The 16,242-nt window shown below is 63.9% G+C and carries 16 protein-coding genes, 1 tRNA gene and 1 pseudogene; 9 read left to right on the top strand and 9 right to left on the bottom strand.

From position 1 onward, the window contains the following. Positions 1 to 8: 8 nt before the first annotated feature. From trpB to aroA, 8 genes are all read right to left on the bottom strand, one after another. Positions 9 to 1,226 (bottom strand): tryptophan synthase subunit beta, encoded by a 1,218-nt coding sequence (gene trpB, locus XH80_RS21585; protein ID WP_271600304.1) that lies wholly within the window; start codon positions 1,224 to 1,226, stop codon positions 9 to 11. Next, entirely contained in the window at positions 1,223 to 1,882 is a 660-nt protein-coding gene (locus XH80_RS21580) for a phosphoribosylanthranilate isomerase (RefSeq protein WP_271600303.1), read from the bottom strand. The genes trpB and XH80_RS21580 overlap by 4 nt, the downstream gene beginning before the upstream one ends. A 65-nt stretch (positions 1,883 to 1,947) precedes the next feature. Further along, on the bottom strand, positions 1,948 to 2,340 hold the full coding sequence (locus XH80_RS21575) for a lipopolysaccharide assembly protein LapA domain-containing protein (protein WP_271600302.1): 393 nt from the start codon (positions 2,338 to 2,340) through the stop codon (positions 1,948 to 1,950). 70 nt (positions 2,341 to 2,410) lie between these two features. Beyond that, positions 2,411 to 2,716 (bottom strand): integration host factor subunit beta, encoded by a 306-nt coding sequence (locus tag XH80_RS21570; protein WP_007598410.1) that lies wholly within the window; start codon positions 2,714 to 2,716, stop codon positions 2,411 to 2,413. A gap of 182 nt (positions 2,717 to 2,898) precedes the next feature. Further along, positions 2,899 to 3,879 carry a signal peptide peptidase SppA gene (gene sppA, locus XH80_RS21565; protein WP_271600301.1) on the bottom strand — a complete coding sequence of 327 codons (981 nt, stop codon included), beginning with the start codon at positions 3,877 to 3,879 and terminating at the stop codon, positions 2,899 to 2,901. 331 nt (positions 3,880 to 4,210) lie between these two features. Next, positions 4,211 to 5,917 carry a 30S ribosomal protein S1 gene (rpsA, locus tag XH80_RS21560; protein ID WP_057752276.1) on the bottom strand — a complete coding sequence of 569 codons (1,707 nt, stop codon included), beginning with the start codon at positions 5,915 to 5,917 and terminating at the stop codon, positions 4,211 to 4,213. Positions 5,918 to 6,185: 268 nt separating this feature from the next. Then, positions 6,186 to 6,824, bottom strand: coding sequence for a (d)CMP kinase (gene cmk, locus XH80_RS21555; RefSeq protein ID WP_271600300.1), 639 nt, complete (start codon positions 6,822 to 6,824; stop codon positions 6,186 to 6,188). Then, on the bottom strand, positions 6,821 to 8,158 hold the full coding sequence (aroA, locus tag XH80_RS21550; RefSeq protein ID WP_271600299.1) for a 3-phosphoshikimate 1-carboxyvinyltransferase: 1,338 nt from the start codon (positions 8,156 to 8,158) through the stop codon (positions 6,821 to 6,823). Before aroA ends, cmk begins: the two co-directional genes overlap by 4 nt. Positions 8,159 to 8,317: 159 nt before the next feature. Here aroA and XH80_RS21545 point away from each other — a divergent pair, with 159 nt between their 5' ends. The 3 genes and pseudogenes from XH80_RS21545 to XH80_RS21535 all read left to right on the top strand — a co-directional run bounded on the left by XH80_RS21545 (position 8,318) and on the right by XH80_RS21535 (position 9,312). Continuing rightward, a complete protein-coding gene (locus XH80_RS21545; RefSeq protein WP_271600298.1) occupies positions 8,318 to 8,728 on the top strand; it encodes a TIGR02300 family protein in 411 nt (136 codons plus the stop codon). A gap of 91 nt (positions 8,729 to 8,819) precedes the next feature. Further along, positions 8,820 to 8,895, top strand: a tRNA-Ala gene (locus XH80_RS21540). Positions 8,896 to 9,089: 194 nt separating this feature from the next. Beyond that, a pseudogene (locus XH80_RS21535) lies at positions 9,090 to 9,312 on the top strand (GIY-YIG nuclease family protein). Positions 9,313 to 9,329: 17 nt separating this feature from the next. Here XH80_RS21535 and XH80_RS21530 read toward each other — a convergent pair. Then, positions 9,330 to 9,788, bottom strand: a complete 459-nt coding sequence (locus XH80_RS21530) for a MarR family winged helix-turn-helix transcriptional regulator (RefSeq protein WP_271600297.1) — start codon at positions 9,786 to 9,788, stop codon at positions 9,330 to 9,332. A 156-nt stretch (positions 9,789 to 9,944) separates the two neighbouring features. Here XH80_RS21530 and XH80_RS21525 point away from each other — a divergent pair, with 156 nt between their 5' ends. From XH80_RS21525 to XH80_RS21500, 6 genes are all read left to right on the top strand, one after another. Next, complete coding sequence (locus XH80_RS21525; RefSeq protein ID WP_194478699.1) at positions 9,945 to 10,370, top strand: organic hydroperoxide resistance protein; 426 nt, start codon at positions 9,945 to 9,947, stop codon at positions 10,368 to 10,370. A gap of 171 nt (positions 10,371 to 10,541) precedes the next feature. Further along, on the top strand, positions 10,542 to 11,738 hold the full coding sequence (locus tag XH80_RS21520) for a CaiB/BaiF CoA transferase family protein (RefSeq protein WP_271600296.1): 1,197 nt from the start codon (positions 10,542 to 10,544) through the stop codon (positions 11,736 to 11,738). Between the two features lie 216 nt (positions 11,739 to 11,954). Continuing rightward, positions 11,955 to 13,271, top strand: coding sequence for a sn-glycerol-3-phosphate ABC transporter substrate-binding protein UgpB (ugpB, locus tag XH80_RS21515; RefSeq protein ID WP_271600295.1), 1,317 nt, complete (start codon positions 11,955 to 11,957; stop codon positions 13,269 to 13,271). Between the two features lie 54 nt (positions 13,272 to 13,325). Continuing rightward, positions 13,326 to 14,207 (top strand): sn-glycerol-3-phosphate ABC transporter permease UgpA, encoded by an 882-nt coding sequence (gene ugpA, locus XH80_RS21510; protein WP_271600294.1) that lies wholly within the window; start codon positions 13,326 to 13,328, stop codon positions 14,205 to 14,207. Continuing rightward, positions 14,207 to 15,055 carry a sn-glycerol-3-phosphate ABC transporter permease UgpE gene (gene ugpE, locus XH80_RS21505; RefSeq protein WP_271600293.1) on the top strand — a complete coding sequence of 283 codons (849 nt, stop codon included), beginning with the start codon at positions 14,207 to 14,209 and terminating at the stop codon, positions 15,053 to 15,055. Before ugpA ends, ugpE begins: the two co-directional genes overlap by 1 nt. Before the next feature lie 6 nt (positions 15,056 to 15,061). Then, a complete protein-coding gene (locus XH80_RS21500; RefSeq protein ID WP_271600292.1) occupies positions 15,062 to 16,147 on the top strand; it encodes a sn-glycerol-3-phosphate import ATP-binding protein UgpC in 1,086 nt (361 codons plus the stop codon). The last annotated feature ends 95 nt before the right edge of the window (positions 16,148 to 16,242 follow it).

The raw sequence follows: 16,242 nt of genomic DNA, 5'->3' as shown, positions 1-16,242 counted from the left end.
CACTCGCTTCACTTGCTCTTGCCCTTCAGGATGTCGCCGACCTGCGGGACGTCCTTGTCGCCACGGCCGGAGAGATTGACGACCATCAGGTGGTCTTTCGGCCGCTTCGGCGCGAGCTCCATCACCTTGGCGATGGCGTGGGCGGGCTCGAGCGCGGGAATGATGCCTTCGAGCTTGGAGAGCAGCTGGAACGCGGCAAGCGCTTCGTCATCGGTCGCGGAGAGATAATTGACGCGGCCGACCTCGTGCAGCCAGGAATGCTCGGGGCCGATGCCAGGATAGTCGAGGCCGGCCGAGATCGAATGCGCGTCCTGGATCTGGCCGTCGGCATCCATCAAGAGATAAGTGCGGTTGCCATGGAGCACGCCAGGGCGGCCGCCCGCGATCGAGGCCGCATGCAGCTGCGTGAGGCCGTGGCCTGCGGCTTCGACGCCGAAGATCTCGACGCTGGGATCGTCGAGGAACGGATGGAACAGGCCCATCGCATTGGAGCCGCCGCCGATGCAGGCGACCAGCGAATCCGGCAGGCGTCCCTCGACCTCCTGCATCTGCGTCCTGGTCTCGACACCGATGATCGACTGGAAGTCGCGCACCAGCATCGGATAGGGATGCGGGCCCGCCACCGTGCCGATGCAATAGAACGTGTTGTGCACGTTGGTGACCCAATCGCGCAGCGCCTCGTTCATGGCGTCCTTCAGCGTGCGCGTGCCCGACTGCACCGGGAACACCTTTGCGCCCAGCATCTCCATGCGGATCACGTTGGGCTGCTGCCGTTCGACGTCGACGGCGCCCATATAGACCACGCATTCGAGGCCAAAGCGCGCGCACAGCGTCGCGGTGGCGACACCGTGCTGTCCGGCACCGGTCTCGGCGATGATGCGTTTCTTGCCCATGCGCCGCGCCAGCATGATCTGGCCTAGCACGTTGTTCACCTTGTGCGAGCCGGTGTGGTTGAGCTCTTCGCGCTTGAGGTAGATCTTGGCGCCGCCGAGATGTTCGGTGAGACGCTCGGCGAAATACAACGGCGAGGGCCGGCCGACATAGTTCTTGAGATAGCCGTTCATCTCGGCCTGGAAGGCCGGATCGGCCTTGGCTGCGGCGTAGGCCTTCTCCAGATCGAGGATCAGCGGCATCAGGGTTTCGGCGACGAAGCGTCCGCCGAAAATGCCGAAATGGCCGCGCTCGTCGGGCCCGCTGCGATAGGAATTTGGTTTGGCGATGGTCATCGAACGCTCAACTCTTGAGTGGCGCGCGCGGCGCGAATGAAGGCCTTGATCATTTCAGGATCTTTCACGCCTGGAGCGCTCTCGACGCCGGAGGACACGTCGACCCCGCCGGCGCCGGTGACGCGCAGGGCTTCGACAACATTGCCGGCGTGAAGCCCGCCCGAGACCATATAGGGCAGCTTGAGATCGAGATTTTCGAGCAGGTGCCAGTCGAACGGCTCCCCCAGGCCGCCAGGCCTTGTGGCGTCCTTCGGCGCACGCGCGTCGAACAGGATGCGGTCGGCGATTGCGGCGTAACCTGGCAGCACCGCGAGATCGGCCGCGGCCGCGACCGGCACCGCCTTCATCACCGGGCGGTCGAACCTCTGCTTGATGTCACGCAAGCGCGCCACGCTCTCCTGGCCGTGGAGCTGGAAGATGTCAGGCGACAGCGCGTCCATGATGTTGTCGAGCGTGGCATCGTCGGCATCGACCGTGAGCGCCACTTTCAGCGCCCGCTTTTTCACCTGCCGGCCGAGATCGCGTCCCGTCTCCAGCGAGACGTGCCGCGGCGAGGGCGGAAAGAACACAAACCCCACCATGTCGGCGCCCGCGTCGAGCGCCGTTTGAAGCGTCTCACGCGTGGACAGGCCGCAGATCTTGACGAGCAGGGACATGGTCTCAAAGCAGATGGAGGCCGCAAGCGGCGGCCGGGAAACGGGCTTTTCAGTTCGGGCCGCTTCTACAACGTCGCGCGCTGCTTGTCTCGCCCGATAGGCCCGTAAAGGCCCACTCCTGAGGGCACCGGGAGGCGCTGGGCCTCGGGCTTGGCTGCGGCCGCCTGAGCCCGCAGCCCGGCCAATTCGCCCCGCGCGGCCCGGGCATCCGCCTCATGCCGGCGTGCGGCGCGGCGCCAGTGCCGCTGGCCGAACCAGACGGCGCAGCCGCCGACCACGACGCCCAAGGCAGCCGTCAGGACCAGCAGCAGGAACAACGGAATGTCGCGCGACAGCGCCGGATCCTTCGCCATGAAGGGATCGAAGGAGACGGTGACCTCGTGCCGGTTGGCGGCCGCAAAGGTCACCAGGATCAGGACCAGCGGAGTCACGAACAGCCAGGTCAGAAACTTTCGCATCGCGTGTCGCTCGCCTTGAATCACCTGCCGCCGCAGCAAACGGCGGTTCGGCCAACCCCGGACGACAGACCTAATCGGGCGCGCCCGGATCCGGATGGTCGCGGTTAAGCCGCTCGCGCATTTCCTTGCCGGTCTTGAAGAACGGAACGCTCTTCTGATCGACGGGGACATGGGCGCCGGTGCGCGGATTGCGGCCGGCGCGGGCGGGGCGATGCTTGACCGAGAAAGCGCCGAAGCCGCGCAGCTCGACGCGGTCACCGCGCGCGAGTGCCGCTACGATCTCTTCGAGAATCGCATTCACAATGTTCTCGACATCCCGCTGGTACAGATGCGGGTTGTGCTCGGCGATACGCTGAACAAGTTCGGATTTGATCATCGAGAGATAGGACCCGGAAGCGTGCGGATGACCATTTCCGTGAAAATGCCTTGATCTGTCAAGACGCTAAATGAAGGGTAGGCGTCGTGAAAGTGCGTGACATTTGCCGAAAAAGCGGGCTGCAAAGCCACCCGCCAGACGGGAAAAGGGTCTGGAGCTCGCGCGGTTCCGTCAGTTTCAGCTCAATTCGACGCGGCCGGCTGCCACAGCGCCAGCATTCCATCCAGCCCGGCACGATCAACCGCCTGCACGAGGCCAGTTTGCTCGATTTGATGCGCAATCGCGCTGAATCCAAGCGCTTCCAGGGTCACTGAGGCCGCCGTCTTGAAGAGGGTCAGGTCACCAAAGCGCGGCTCGAGCTTGTAATCGCGCACGGAAAGACCCTTCTTGACGCCTTTCTGTTCCTCCAGCCAGGTGACCGCGGTCTTCTCGTCGCCGAGCTGATCAATCAGCTTGAGATCGATGGCCTGGCGGCCGGTGAAGACACGGCCATCGACGACTTTTTCGAGCTGCGTGTCATCCATGCCACGGCGCTGCTTCACCAGATCCTTGAACCAGGCGTAGGAATCCTTCACCAGCGCATCCAGTGCGGCGCGCGCTTCCGGGCTGGTCGGCTCAAAGCCGTTGGGCGCGGCCTTGAGCGGCGTGGATTTTACCTCCTCGACCTTGACGCCGATGGTCTTCAGGAGTTCGGCGACGTTGGGGAACTGGAACAGCACGCCGATCGAGCCGACCAGCGAGCTCTGCTGGGCGATGATGTGGTCGCTGGCGATGGCGGTGATGTAGCCGCCGGATGCCGCAAGGCCCTCGACCACCACGACCAGCGGCTTCTTCGCCTTCAGGCGCATCAAGGAATCATAGAGCTGCTCGGAGCCGGCAGTGGTGCCGCCGGGCGAGTTGACATGAACGATCACGGCGGCGGCCTGCGAATTCTCCAGCCGCTCCAGCGCCCGCGTGCGCTCGGCATCGCTGCGGATCAGGCCCTCGATCTGCACACGCGCGATGGAGCCGGCGGAGACGAAGCTGCCGCGCGCGCCGGGCGTTGCGATCAGCGCAAAGCCCGCGATCGCGGCGATCGCGATCAGCGCGGCCATCACGCGCCAGAACGTCAGCTTGCGGCGGATCCTGCGGCGATCGACGATGATGTCCGAATCGAGCGACATCGAGATATCTCCAAATGAAAGGCCGCTGGCGTTGTGCGGTCACATTGTGACCCTCAGCTCGCCTGGATACATCAATTGCGGCGCAATTTGAAGAAAACAAGGCCTCTTGGTGCGAGCCGAGAACTTCATCGAACATTCGCTGTCGTCCCGGCGAAGGTCGGGACCCATAACCACAGGGCGTGGTTTGACGAAGATTCTTGGTTCGGTACTCCGACAGATCGCGATCGATAGATTCCGCGGTATGGGTCCCGCCTTCGCCGGGACGACGATAGCGACAAAAAAGCCCCGGCCAGAGCCGGGGCTTCGATGTCAGCGAAAACTTGCGTTTCGCTTACTTGCTGTCGCGGTTCTTAAGCGCGGTGCCCAGGATGTCGCCGAGCGTCGCACCCGAATCCGAGGAGCCGTACTGCGCGATGGCTTCCTTCTCTTCGGCGACCTCGAGCGCCTTGATCGACACCTGGACCTTGCGGGCCTTCTTGTCGAACTGGATCACGCGGGCATCGACCTTCTCGCCGACCGCGAAGCGTTCGGCGCGCTGGTCGTTGCGGTCACGCGCGAGCTCCGAGCGCTTGATGAAGGTCGAGAAGTCGGTCCCGGCGATCTTCACCTCGATACCGCTCTCCTTCACTTCGAGCACTTCGCAGGTCACGACCGCGCCCTTCTTGACATCGCCCGGCTCGGCGAAGGGGTCGCCTTCGAGCTGCTTGATGCCGAGCGAGATGCGCTCCTTCTCGACGTCCACATCGAGCACCACGGCCTTCACCATGTCGCCCTTCTTGTAGTTGTCGATCACCTGCTCGCCCGGAAGCTTCCAGTCGAGGTCGGAGAGGTGGACCATGCCGTCGACGTCGCCCTCGAGGCCCAGGAACAGACCGAACTCGGTCTTGTTCTTGACCTCGCCCTCGACCACCGAACCGGTCGGGTGACCTTCGACGAAGACCTCCCACGGGTTGCGCATGGTCTGCTTGAGGCCGAGCGAGATACGGCGCTTGACGGAATCAACTTCCAGCACCTGCACGTCGACTTCCTGCGAGGTCGACACGATCTTGCCGGGGTGCATGTTCTTCTTGGTCCACGACATCTCGGAGACGTGGATCAGGCCTTCGATGCCCGGCTCGAGCTCGACGAACGCACCGTAGTCGGTGATGTTGGTGACGCGGCCGGTGAAGCGGGCACCCAGCGGGTACTTGGCTTCGATGCCCTGCCACGGATCGTCCAGCAGCTGTTTCATGCCCAGCGAGATGCGGTGCGTCTCGTGGTTGATCTTGATGATCTTGACCTTCACGGTCTGGCCGATCGAGAGCACCTCGGTCGGGTGGTTGACGCGGCGCCACGCGATGTCGGTGACGTGCAGCAGGCCGTCGATGCCGCCGAGATCAACGAACGCACCGTAATCGGTGATGTTCTTGACCACGCCGTCGATGACCTGGCCCTCTTCGAGGTTCTGCACCAGCTCCTGACGCTGCTCGGCGCGGGTCTCTTCGAGCACCGTGCGGCGGGAGACGACGATGTTGCCGCGACGGCGGTCCATCTTGAGGATCTGGAACGGCTGCGCATTGTTCATCAGCGGTGCAACGTCGCGGATCGGGCGGATGTCGACCTGCGAACGCGGCAGGAAGGCAACGGCACCGTCGAGGTCGACGGTGAAGCCGCCCTTGACCTGATTGAAGATGACGCCCGTGACCTTCTCGTTGTTCTGGAACGCCTTCTCCAGCTTGCCCCAGCTCTCTTCGCGGCGCGCCTTGTCGCGCGACAGCACGGCCTCGCCGAGGGCGTTCTCGATGCGATCGAGGAACACTTCCACCTCGTCGCCAACCTTGATTTCGCTGTCACGGCCGGGGCCGGAAAATTCGCGCAGCGCAACGCGGCCTTCGGTCTTCAGGCCGACGTCGATGACGGCCATGTCCTTTTCAATTGCAACCACCTTGCCCTTGACGACGGAGCTCTCCTGCAGGTTGCCACCCGCGAAGGACTCGTCGAGCATCGCGGCGAAATCGTCACGCGACGGGCTATAGGTATCAGCGGAAGTCGAAGCCATTTGTTCTCCAGTTGCGGATGTCTTGCCGGCCGTTGGGTTCATGGGCGTATCGCGCGCGCAGTGTCGGAAGGCCCGCAAGACCTTCGAGCGACCGCTCGCTGCTCCGGCCTGAAACCGAAACAGCGGAAGCGGGCCGGCAGAGGCCCGCGCGTTCGATACGTGGAAATCGTTGTGTCCGGAGCCTGGATCGCGTCGATCCCCAAACAGGGACCGAGAGTATCGACCTCAAAGAGCGGGAGCGGGCACTTCCTCCAATGACGGCTGCGGCTTAACCCCGCGACCGGCCCGCTCGGACGGCCTCGATAATGTCGATGGCGGCCCGGACGCCGCCTTCTATATCCAGTTGGGAGTTATCTAGCAAGTAAGCATCCGGGGCCGGTTTCAAAGGCGCAATCGGCCGGTTCTTGTCCCGTTCGTCGCGGCGGATGATGTCGGCGAGCACGGCCGCCTCGTCCGCTTCCTCGCCCCGCGCCCTGGCCTCCATGGTGCGCCGGCGAGCGCGGACCCTGGGGTCGGCCACGACGAAGATTTTCACGTCGGCATGGGGGCAGATCACGGTTCCAATATCCCTTCCGTCCAGCACGGCCCCGGGCGGGTCGGCGGCGAATTGCCGCTGGAAATTGACCAGGACCTCACGGACTTTGGGGATCGCCGAGACGATCGAGGCGCCCTCACCGGCCTCCTGGGTCTTCAGGGCGGGATTGCCGAACTTTTCGGGATCGAGTTCCAAGGCGGCCTGCACCGCCGCGGCCTCGTCGTGGAGATCGGTGCCGGACTGCATCAGGGCATAGGCCACCGCGCGGTAGATCACGCCGGTATCGAGGTGACGATAACCATAGTGATGGGCGAGGCGCTTGCCGAGCGTGCCTTTGCCCGAGGCCGCGGGACCATCGATGGCGATAATCATGAAAACTCGGCCCGAAGGGAACGCATCATCGGTATGAAGTCAGGGAAACTGGTGGCGATGAAGGCGGTGTCGTCGACGATCACCGGCTGGTCGGAGGCGCAGCCCATCACCAGCGCAGACATCGCGATGCGGTGATCCATATGGGTGGCGACAGTCCCGCCGCCGGGCACATGGCCGCGACCCTCGACGATCAGGTCGTCGCCGGAGACCTCGACCTTGACGCCGTTGACGCGGAGCATCGCGGCGGTGGCCTCGAGCCGGTCGGATTCCTTGACGCGCAGCTCCTGCAGGCCCCGCATGATGGTGGTGCCTTCGGCAAACGACGCCGCCACGGCCAGCACCAGATATTCGTCGATCATCGAGGGCGCGCGCTCCGGCGGCACCTCGACGCCGCGCAGCTTTGAGGCGCGTACGCGCAGGCGTGCCATCGGCTCGCCGGCATCACCGCGCATTTCGCTTTCCTCGATCGACGCGCCCATTTCACGCAGCGTCGTGAACAGGCCGGTGCGCAGCGGATTGGTCATCACGTCGGACAGAACGATGTCGGAGCCTTCGACGATCAGTGCCGCGACGACAGGAAAAGCTGCAGACGATGGATCGGCGGGCACGATGACGGTCGCGCCATGCAGCTCGGGCTGGCCGACCAGCGTGATGCGGCGGCCATGAGCTCCCTCGGCGACCGAGCTGATGTCGGCGCCGAAATGCTTCAGCATCAGCTCGGTGTGGTCGCGGCTGGCCTCGCTCTCGATCACGGTGGTGGTGCCCGGCGCGGCGAGGCCGGCCAGCAGCACCGCCGACTTGATCTGAGCGGAGGCGACCGGGGTCTTGTAGGTGATCGGCAGCGGATCGCGCGCACCCTGAATGGTCAGGGGCAGGCGGCCGCCCTCGCCGCCAGAGACGATTTTGGCGCCCATCTTTTCGAGCGGATCGAGGATCCGGCGCATCGGCCGGCTGCGCAGCGAGGCATCGCCGTCGAAGTCAGCCGAGATCGGGCAGCCGGCAACGGCGCCCATGACCAGCCGGCAACCGGTGCCGGAGTTGCCGAAATCCAGCACCGCCTTGGGCTGGGCAAAGCCGCCGACACCCACGCCATTCACTTTCCAGGCGAAATCGCCGGTGCGCTCGACCTTCGCGCCGAGGGCCTGCATGGACTTGGCGGTGTTGAGGACGTCCTCGCCCTCGAGCAGGCCCGTAATGCGGGTCTCTCCGACGGCCAGCGCGCCCAGGATGAGGGCACGGTGGGAGATCGACTTGTCCCCGGGTACCCGTACTTTTCCGGTCAGGGGACCGCCTGGGCTCGACTTCAGGGGTGTCGGCTTGTCGGAATGGGTCAAGATTGTGTCCTTGGATGCGCCTCGGAGGCTGGCGGGCACCTACCACATGGCCTCCCCGCCGTCACGAGCATGTCTTTCTCCCGTAATGCGCTATTGACAGCGGGCCGCCAACTAGCCAAGTGAAACACCGCTTTTCAGACATCCCAGGATTCCTCTGCCGTGGCCAAGTCCGAACTCGGAACCAAACGTATTTGCCCGACCACGGGCAAGAAATTCTATGACCTCAACAAGAATCCGGTGATCTCGCCCTATACCGGCGAGGTTGTGCCGATCGCGCCTGTGGCGCCCACCCGCGGCACCCGCGGGGCCGAGGCACGCCACGCTGCAGCTGCGGACACCGCGCCGGAGCCGGCCGAGAACGAAGAGTTGGTCTCGCTCGAGGAGGCCGATGCCGAGGAGAACACCGGCAAGGTCAAGGCCGTCGTGCCCGAATCCGAGGACGATATCGAGGTCGACGAGACCCTCGACGACGACGATGACGATGATTCGACCTTCATTGCCGACGAAGAAGAGGGTGATGAGGACGTGACCGACATCATTGGTGATGTCGGAGGCGACGAAGAGACTTGAGATCAGTCCTGATCTGTGAAAAAGGGTGCACCGCGCGAGTCGGAAGGCTCGCCGGTCGGGAGTGATCCCCCAGGATCATCCCAAGGGTTAAGGGGCCATAGCTCAGCTGGGAGAGCGCTTGCATGGCATGCAAGAGGTCGGCGGTTCGATCCCGCCTGGCTCCACCAGCCTTCGCTCGCTTCGCGAGCTTCGGCTGGGCAAGCCTGAGGAAGTCCCTCGTAGCGAAGTGAGCGAAGGCTGTCCCGCCATAGCCCGGAGGGCGACGGCGGACTGGGGCTGATATCCATGCTGTCTGCCCTATCGCTAACAACATCCTAAACGTGTCTCAGATCTGCTATCCTACCTCTGGAGAGGAAGCAGATTGAAATACGTCTATATCCTCGAAAGTCTCGATTCCGAGCACTTCTATGTCGGCATCACCGCGCCTGGCAAAACACAATGCCGGCGAGGTGCCGCACACGTCAAAATACGGCCCTTGGCGAATTCGCACGTATTTCGCTTTCGACGACGCCGCACGGGCTGCCGCATTCGAGCGATATCTGAAATCTGGCTCTGGTCGCGCGTTCGCCAAGAAGCATTTCTGACCGTGCGCGTTCGGGGCCTACTCCCCAATCACCGCATTCAACCGATCCCTCAGCGCGACAATCTCGTCTTTCATCGCGATCAGCTCCGACACCGTGCAATCCGACGCCGCGAGGATCGATTGCGGCACGCTGCGCGCTTTCTCCTTCAGCGCATGCCCCTGCGGGGTCAGGGCGATCAGCACCTGGCGCTCGTCCTCGCTCGAGCGCGTGCGCTTGACGAGGTGCGCGGCCTCGAGCCGCTTCAGGAGCGGCGTCAGCGTGCCTGAATCCAGAAACAGCTTTTCGCCGATGTCCTTCACCGGCACGTCGTCGCGCTCCCACAGCACCAGCATGACAAGATATTGCGGATAGGTCAGGCCGAGCCGGTCCAGCAGCGGCTTGTAGACGCGGTTGAAGGCGTGCGCGGCCGAATAGACCGCGAAGCAGATCTGGTTGTCGAGGCGTTGCGGATCGAGGGTCGCTGATTTGCGGGCCATGGAGAATCTCTTGAGACTGGCCCGCATTGTGGGACCGGGCGGGCCTACATTCAATTGCGAACAATTAAATGTGAGGCTTGCGGATTTCAATTGCACGCAATCTAATTGTTTGCAATACAGACCACACCCCAACCGAAGCCCCTCAGGGAGACGAAAATGTCCGTGAACGTCCTTTACAAGACCAGCGCGAAAGCCACCGGCGGCCGTGACGGCCATGCTGCGACCCTCGACGGCGCGCTCGACGTCAAGCTGACCACGCCGAAGGAGCTCGGCGGCGGCGGCGGCGCCGGCAACAATCCCGAGCAGCTGTTTGCGGCCGGCTATGCCGCCTGCTTCATCGGCGCCATGAAGTTCGTGGCCTCGCAGGGCGGCCCGAAGGTTCCCGCCGACGCCTCCGTGACCTCGACCGTCGGCATCGGCCCGCGCTCGGCCGGCGGCTTCGGCCTCGACATTGATCTCGCCGTCTCGCTGCCGGGCCTCTCCCGCGCGGACGCCGAAGCGCTGGTCGAGAAGGCGCACCAAGTGTGCCCGTACTCCAACGCGACGCGCGGCAATGTCGACGTTCGCTTGACGGTCGTCTGATCCGGACGGTGAAATGGCTGGCCCGGGATCCCTCTCGGGCCGGCCGCTTCCGCGAGATTTCCCACGCTGCGGGATTGCGCGGCGACGCATACGCCCCCACGCGACAGGCCATTGCTGGCGCGTCCGAACCTCGCTAGGCCTGTGATCAATATCGACACAGGGAAGCAAGGCATGACTGACACAGGCGCAATGAGCGGACTTCGCGTCATCGATCTCACGCGCGTGCTTGGTGGCCCCTATTGCACCCAGATCCTCGCCGACCACGGCGCCGACGTGATCAAGGTCGAGCCGCCCGCGGGCGACGAGGTGCGCGACTGGGGTCCTCCCTTCCACGACGACGACGCGGCCTATTTCATCGGCATCAACAGAAACAAGCGCTCGATCGGTCTCGACCTCGCCTCCGAAGGCGGCCGCCTCGTGCTGATGAAGATGCTGGAGACGGCCGACGTCCTGATCGAGAATTTCAAGCCGGGCACGCTGGAGAAATGGGGCATCGGCAACGATGTACTCGCCCAGAAATTTCCGCGCCTCGTGCACTGCCGGATCTGCGGCTTTGGCGCCGACGGCCCGCGCGGCGGCAATCCCGGCTATGACGCCATCATCCAGGCCATGACCGGAATGATCGCGGCGACCGGATCGCCCGAGAGCGGCCCGATGCGGATCGGCGTGCCCTTGGTCGACATCACCACAGGCCTTTACGCCGCGATCGGCATCCTGATGGCGCTGTCCGAGCGGCAACGCTCCGGCAAGGGCCAGTTCCTCGAGACGACGCTGTACGAGACCGGCCTTGCCATCATGCATCCGCACACCGCGAATTATTTCATGCATGGCAAGCCGCCTGGCCTCACCGGCAACGAGCACCCGAACCTCGTGCCGTACGCGATCTTCCCGACCAAGACCGACAACATCTTCATCGGCGTCGGCAATGACGGCACCTTCCGCAAGCTCGCCAAGGAGATCGGCAAGCCCGAGCTCGGCACCGACCCGCGCTTTGCCCGCAACAAGGACCGCATCGCCAATCGCGAGGCGCTGCGCGCCGAGCTCGCCGCGGTGTTCAGCCAGCACGAGGCCGAGCCGCTATGCAATCGCTTGCTCGCCGCGGGCCTGCCCGCAGGCCCCGTGCAGAAGATCGACCAGGCGCTGACCAATCCGCACACCGTCGCCCGCGGCGATGTCATCGAGAAGGACTGGTACAAGGGCGTGGCTTCGCCGATCCGGCTCGATCGCAGCAAGCCGAGCCTGCGCCGGCTGCCGCCGAAGTTCAGCCAGCACTCCCAGGAGGTGCTGGGCGAGTTCGGCTACTCAAGGTCGGAGATCGACGCGATGGTCGAGAGCGGCGTGGTCTGCGGTCCCGAGCGCAAGCGCTAGGCCCAACTGCCGCATCCGATGCGTGATGCCGCAGTGCGGCGCGGGCATTGGTGTGCACCGCGAACGCCGGCCGTTGCACGGCGCGTTCGCCTATTTGACGACTTCCCTTTTCCGGCGCTTGCCGCTTTCGTTTCGGCCGCTTACACAGTCATGTGAACGTCATATGGCGCTGCTAGCGCAAGCGCTTCTTTATTGACGGCTGAGGGAGGTTTCTTGATGGCTCTTCGATTTTTTGGGGCGGCTGCCGCTGTCGCAATGGCAGTCGGCATGACGGCTTCGCCGGCGCTCGCCGTGACTGAAATCCAGTGGTGGCACGCGATGACCGGCGCGAACAACGACGTCATCGTCAAGCTCGCCAACGACTTCAACGCGGCGCAGAGCGACTACAAGGTCATCCCGACCTACAAGGGCAGCTATCCCGACACCATGAACGCCGGCATCGCCGCATTCCGCGCCGGCAATGCGCCGCATATCATGCAAGTGTTCGAGGTCGGCACCGCGACCATGATGGCCGCGACCGGCGCCGTGAAGCCGGTCTACAAGCTGATGGCCGACGCCGGCGAGAAGTTCGATCCGAAGGCCTATCTGTCCGCGATCACCGGCTACTACTCGACCTCGAAGGGCGAGATGCTGTCCTTCCCGTTCAACTCGTCGTCGACAGTCATGTGGGTCAATCTCGACGAGCTGAAGAAGGTCAATGCCGAGATCCCGAAGACCTGGCCCGAAGTGTTCGAGGTCGCCAAGAAGCTGCACGACAACGGCCATCCGACCTGCGGCTTCTCCAACTCCTGGGTCACCTGGGTCAATCTCGAGCAGCTCTCCGCCTGGCACAACGTGCCGCTCGCCAGCAAGGCGAACGGCCTCGACGGCTTCGACACCAAGCTCGAGTTCAACGCACCGCTGCAGGAGAAGCATCTCGAGAAACTGGTCGAGCTGCAGAAGGACAAGACCTACGACTACGCCGGCCGCACCAACCAGGGCGAAGGCCGCTTCACCTCGGGCGAGTGCGCGATCTACCTGACCTCGTCGGCCTTCTTCGGCAACGTCAAGGCGCAGGCCAAGTTCAACTTCACCGCCGTGCCGATGCCTTACTATCCCGACGTCAAGGGCGCGCCGCAGAACTCGATCATCGGCGGTGCCTCGCTCTGGGTGATGGGCGGCAAGTCGGCCGACGAGTACAAGGGCGTCGCGAAATTCCTGACCTTCCTGTCGGACACCGATCGCCAGGTCTACATCCACAAGGCCTCGGGCTATCTGCCGATCACCAAGGCCGCCTACGAGAAGGCCAAGGCCGAGGGCTTCTACAAGGATCAGCCCTATCTCGAGACCCCGCTGCTCGAGCTGACCAACAAGGAGCCGACCGAGAATTCGCGCGGCCTGCGCCTCGGCAACATGGTCCAGCTGCGTGACGTCTGGGCGGAAGAGATCGAGCAGGCGCTCGCCGGCAAGAAGACCGCCAAGCAGGCGCTCGACGCCTCGGTCGAGCGCGGCAACACCATGCTGCGCCAGTTCGAAAAGACCGCCGTAAAATAAGGCGAAGGCGCCGGCGGGCCGCATCGATCAGCGGCCCGCCCGCGCTACCCCATCATGCAAAAGCAAGCGATTTTCCAATCAAAGCTGCTGCCTTACGCGCTGGTTGCCCCGCAACTCGCGATCGTCCTGGTTTTCTTCTACTGGCCGGCCTTGCAGGCCGTGATCCAGTCGTTCCTGCTCCAGGACGCTTTCGGCCTCTCGACGAGCTTCGTCTGGTTCGAGAATTATTTCGAGCTGTTCAGTGAGCCCGCCTATTTCGAGACTGTCGTGCGCACCTTTTTCTTCTCGTTCGCGATCGCGGCGTCCTCGCTCTCCGTGGCGTTGCTGCTTGCGGTGATGGCGGACAAGCCCTTACGCGGCGGCGCGGTGTATCGCACGCTGCTGATCTGGCCCTATGCGGTGGCGCCGCCGGTGGTCGGCGTGCTCTGGGTGTTCATGCTGCATCCCTCGCTCGGCGTGCTCTCGCGCTATCTGCGCGCCGCCGGCATTGAATGGAATCCGCTGCTCGACGGCAACCAGGCCGCGACACTCGTCATCCTCGCCGCCGCCTGGAAGCAGATCTCCTATAATTTCCTGTTCTTCCTCGCAGGGCTCGCGGCGATTCCGAAAAGCGTGCTCGAGGCCGCCGCGATCGACGGCGCGCGCCCGATGCGGCGGTTCTGGACCGTGACCTTCCCGCTGCTGTCGCCCACCATCTTCTTCCTCCTGGTCGTCAACATCGTCTACGCCTTCTTCGACACCTTCGGCATCATCGACACCATGACGCGCGGTGGCCCCGGCACCTCGACGGTCACGCTGGTCTACAAGGTCTATAATGACGGCCTGATCGGCGGAAATCTCGGCAGCTCGGCGGCGCAATCGGTGATCCTGATGATCATGGTGATCGTGCTCACCGGAATCCAGTTCCGCTTCGTCGAACGCAAGGTGACCTACTGATGGTCGAGCAAGAGGGCTTCAGGCGTTACGTCGCCCACATCATCCTCTGGATCGGGATCGCGATCGTCGCCTTTCCGGTCTACGTGGCCTTTGTCGCGTCGACCCAGGACAACGCGTTGATTGCCAACGGCCAGATGTCGCTGCTCCCGGGCGGCCATTTCTTGGAGGTCTATTACCAGACGATTTTCGTCGGCACGAGCGGCACGACCCGCGAGCCCGTCGGCAACATGATGTTCAATTCGCTGGTGATGGCGCTGGCGATCGCGATCGGCAAGATCGCGATCTCGATCATCTCGGCCTATGCGATCGTGTATTTCCGCTTTCCGTTCCGGATGCCGATCTTCTGGATCATCTTCATCACCCTGATGCTGCCGGTCGAGGTGCGCATCTATCCGACCTACAAGATCGTCGCCGATTTGCACATGCTCGACAGCTATGCGGGCCTGGCGCTGCCGCTGATCGCGTCGGCGACGGCGACGCTGCTGTTTCGCCAGTTCTTCATGACCGTGCCGGATGAATTGCTGGAGGCCTCGCGCATCGACGGCGCCGGTCCCTTGCGCTTCTTCTGGGATACGCTGCTGCCGCTGTCGCGCACCAACATGGCGGCGCTGTTCGTGATCCTCTTCATTCTCGGCTGGAATCAATATCTCTGGCCGCTGCTCATCACCACGCGCGACGACATGCAGACCATCCAGATCGGCATCCGCAAGATGATGACCACCAACGATGCGCTGACCGAATGGCCGATCGTGATGGCGACCGCCGTGCTGGCCATGCTGCCGCCGGTGTTCGTCGTCGTCGCCATGCAGAAATTGTTCGTGCGCGGCCTGGTCGAGACGGAGAAGTAAAGAGAGATGGCCAACGTCACCCTGCGCAACGTCCGCAAGACCTACAGCGGCGGCTTCGAGGCCATCAAGGGCGTCAACGTCGATGTCGGCGACGGCCAGTTCTGCGTGCTGGTCGGCCCCTCCGGCTGTGGCAAGTCCACGCTGCTCCGCATGGTCGCCGGCCTCGAGACCGTCACCGGCGGCGAGATCGACATCGGCGGCAAGGTCGTCAATGGAATCGAGCCCGCCGATCGCGACATCGCGATGGTGTTCCAGAACTACGCGCTCTATCCGCATATGAGCGTGTTCAACAACATGGCCTACGGCCTGCGCAATCGCGGCATGCCGGAAGCCGAGATCAAGACCCGCGTCGAGGAAGCCGCGCGGGTGCTCGAGCTCTCCGCCATGCTGGAGCGCAAGCCGCGCCAGCTCTCCGGCGGCCAGCGCCAGCGCGTCGCCATGGGCCGCGCCATCGTGCGCCAGCCCAAGGTGTTCCTGTTCGACGAGCCGCTGTCGAACCTGGATGCCAAGCTGCGCATCTCGATGCGGGTCGAGATCCGCAAATTGCAGCGCCGGCTCAACGTCACTTCGATCTACGTCACACACGACCAGCTCGAGGCGATGACGCTCGCCGACATTCTGGTGGTGATGAACGGCGGCCGGGTCGAGCAGGTCGGCAATCCGCTCGCGATCTACGAGAAGCCGGCGACCACCTTCGTCGCCTCCTTCATCGGCGCACCGCCGATGAACCTGATGTCGACACGCCAGGACGAGATCAAGTCGCAGCTCGGCGGCGCCGCAGGCGAAGCCGGCATCCTCGGCATCCGACCCGAGGATCTCGTCATCACCGACCAGACGCCATCAGGCGGCGTTGCGCTGTCGCTGACCGTCGACGCGATCGAGCGCGTCGGCGCCGAGACTTTCGTCTACGGCTCGCGCGCCCAGGACGAGCAGCCCGTCGCCGCCACGCCGGGCGAGCTGCCGCCGGGCGAGGTCATCGTCCGCATCCCCGGAACCGAGGCTCCTGCGATCGGCGCGAAGATCCATGTCGCCGCAGTCCGCAACAAGCTGCATCTCTTCAGTGGCGATGGACGGACGCGGATCGAGGTCTGATCGGTTCCCGGCCAAACCTGTCGAAAACAACCCCATGCACAGTAGAAGGGGGTCTGTTTTCATTGGGAGAATCGTCCAGAAATCCGGCACCGCCG

The organism is Bradyrhizobium sp. CCBAU 45384, from assembly GCF_028128665.1.
In the GTDB taxonomy this organism is placed as follows: domain Bacteria; phylum Pseudomonadota; class Alphaproteobacteria; order Rhizobiales; family Xanthobacteraceae; genus Bradyrhizobium; species Bradyrhizobium manausense.
This window is presented reverse-complemented; position numbering and strand designations above follow the sequence as displayed.

Coding starts and splice junctions, on each gene's coding strand:
- trpB (WP_271600304.1), bottom strand. CDS start 1,226: ATGACCATCGCCAAACCAAATTCCTATCGCAGCGGGCCCGACGAGCGC.
- XH80_RS21580 (WP_271600303.1), bottom strand. CDS start 1,882: ATGTCCCTGCTCGTCAAGATCTGCGGCCTGTCCACGCGTGAGACGCTT.
- XH80_RS21575 (WP_271600302.1), bottom strand. CDS start 2,340: ATGCGAAAGTTTCTGACCTGGCTGTTCGTGACTCCGCTGGTCCTGATC.
- XH80_RS21570 (WP_007598410.1), bottom strand. CDS start 2,716: ATGATCAAATCCGAACTTGTTCAGCGTATCGCCGAGCACAACCCGCAT.
- sppA (WP_271600301.1), bottom strand. CDS start 3,879: ATGTCGCTCGATTCGGACATCATCGTCGATCGCCGCAGGATCCGCCGC.
- rpsA (WP_057752276.1), bottom strand. CDS start 5,917: ATGGCTTCGACTTCCGCTGATACCTATAGCCCGTCGCGTGACGATTTC.
- cmk (WP_271600300.1), bottom strand. CDS start 6,824: ATGATTATCGCCATCGATGGTCCCGCGGCCTCGGGCAAAGGCACGCTC.
- XH80_RS21530 (WP_271600297.1), bottom strand. CDS start 9,788: ATGGCCCGCAAATCAGCGACCCTCGATCCGCAACGCCTCGACAACCAG.
- XH80_RS21525 (WP_194478699.1), top strand. CDS start 9,945: ATGTCCGTGAACGTCCTTTACAAGACCAGCGCGAAAGCCACCGGCGGC.
- XH80_RS21520 (WP_271600296.1), top strand. CDS start 10,542: ATGACTGACACAGGCGCAATGAGCGGACTTCGCGTCATCGATCTCACG.
- ugpB (WP_271600295.1), top strand. CDS start 11,955: ATGGCTCTTCGATTTTTTGGGGCGGCTGCCGCTGTCGCAATGGCAGTC.
- ugpA (WP_271600294.1), top strand. CDS start 13,326: ATGCAAAAGCAAGCGATTTTCCAATCAAAGCTGCTGCCTTACGCGCTG.
- ugpE (WP_271600293.1), top strand. CDS start 14,207: ATGGTCGAGCAAGAGGGCTTCAGGCGTTACGTCGCCCACATCATCCTC.
- XH80_RS21500 (WP_271600292.1), top strand. CDS start 15,062: ATGGCCAACGTCACCCTGCGCAACGTCCGCAAGACCTACAGCGGCGGC.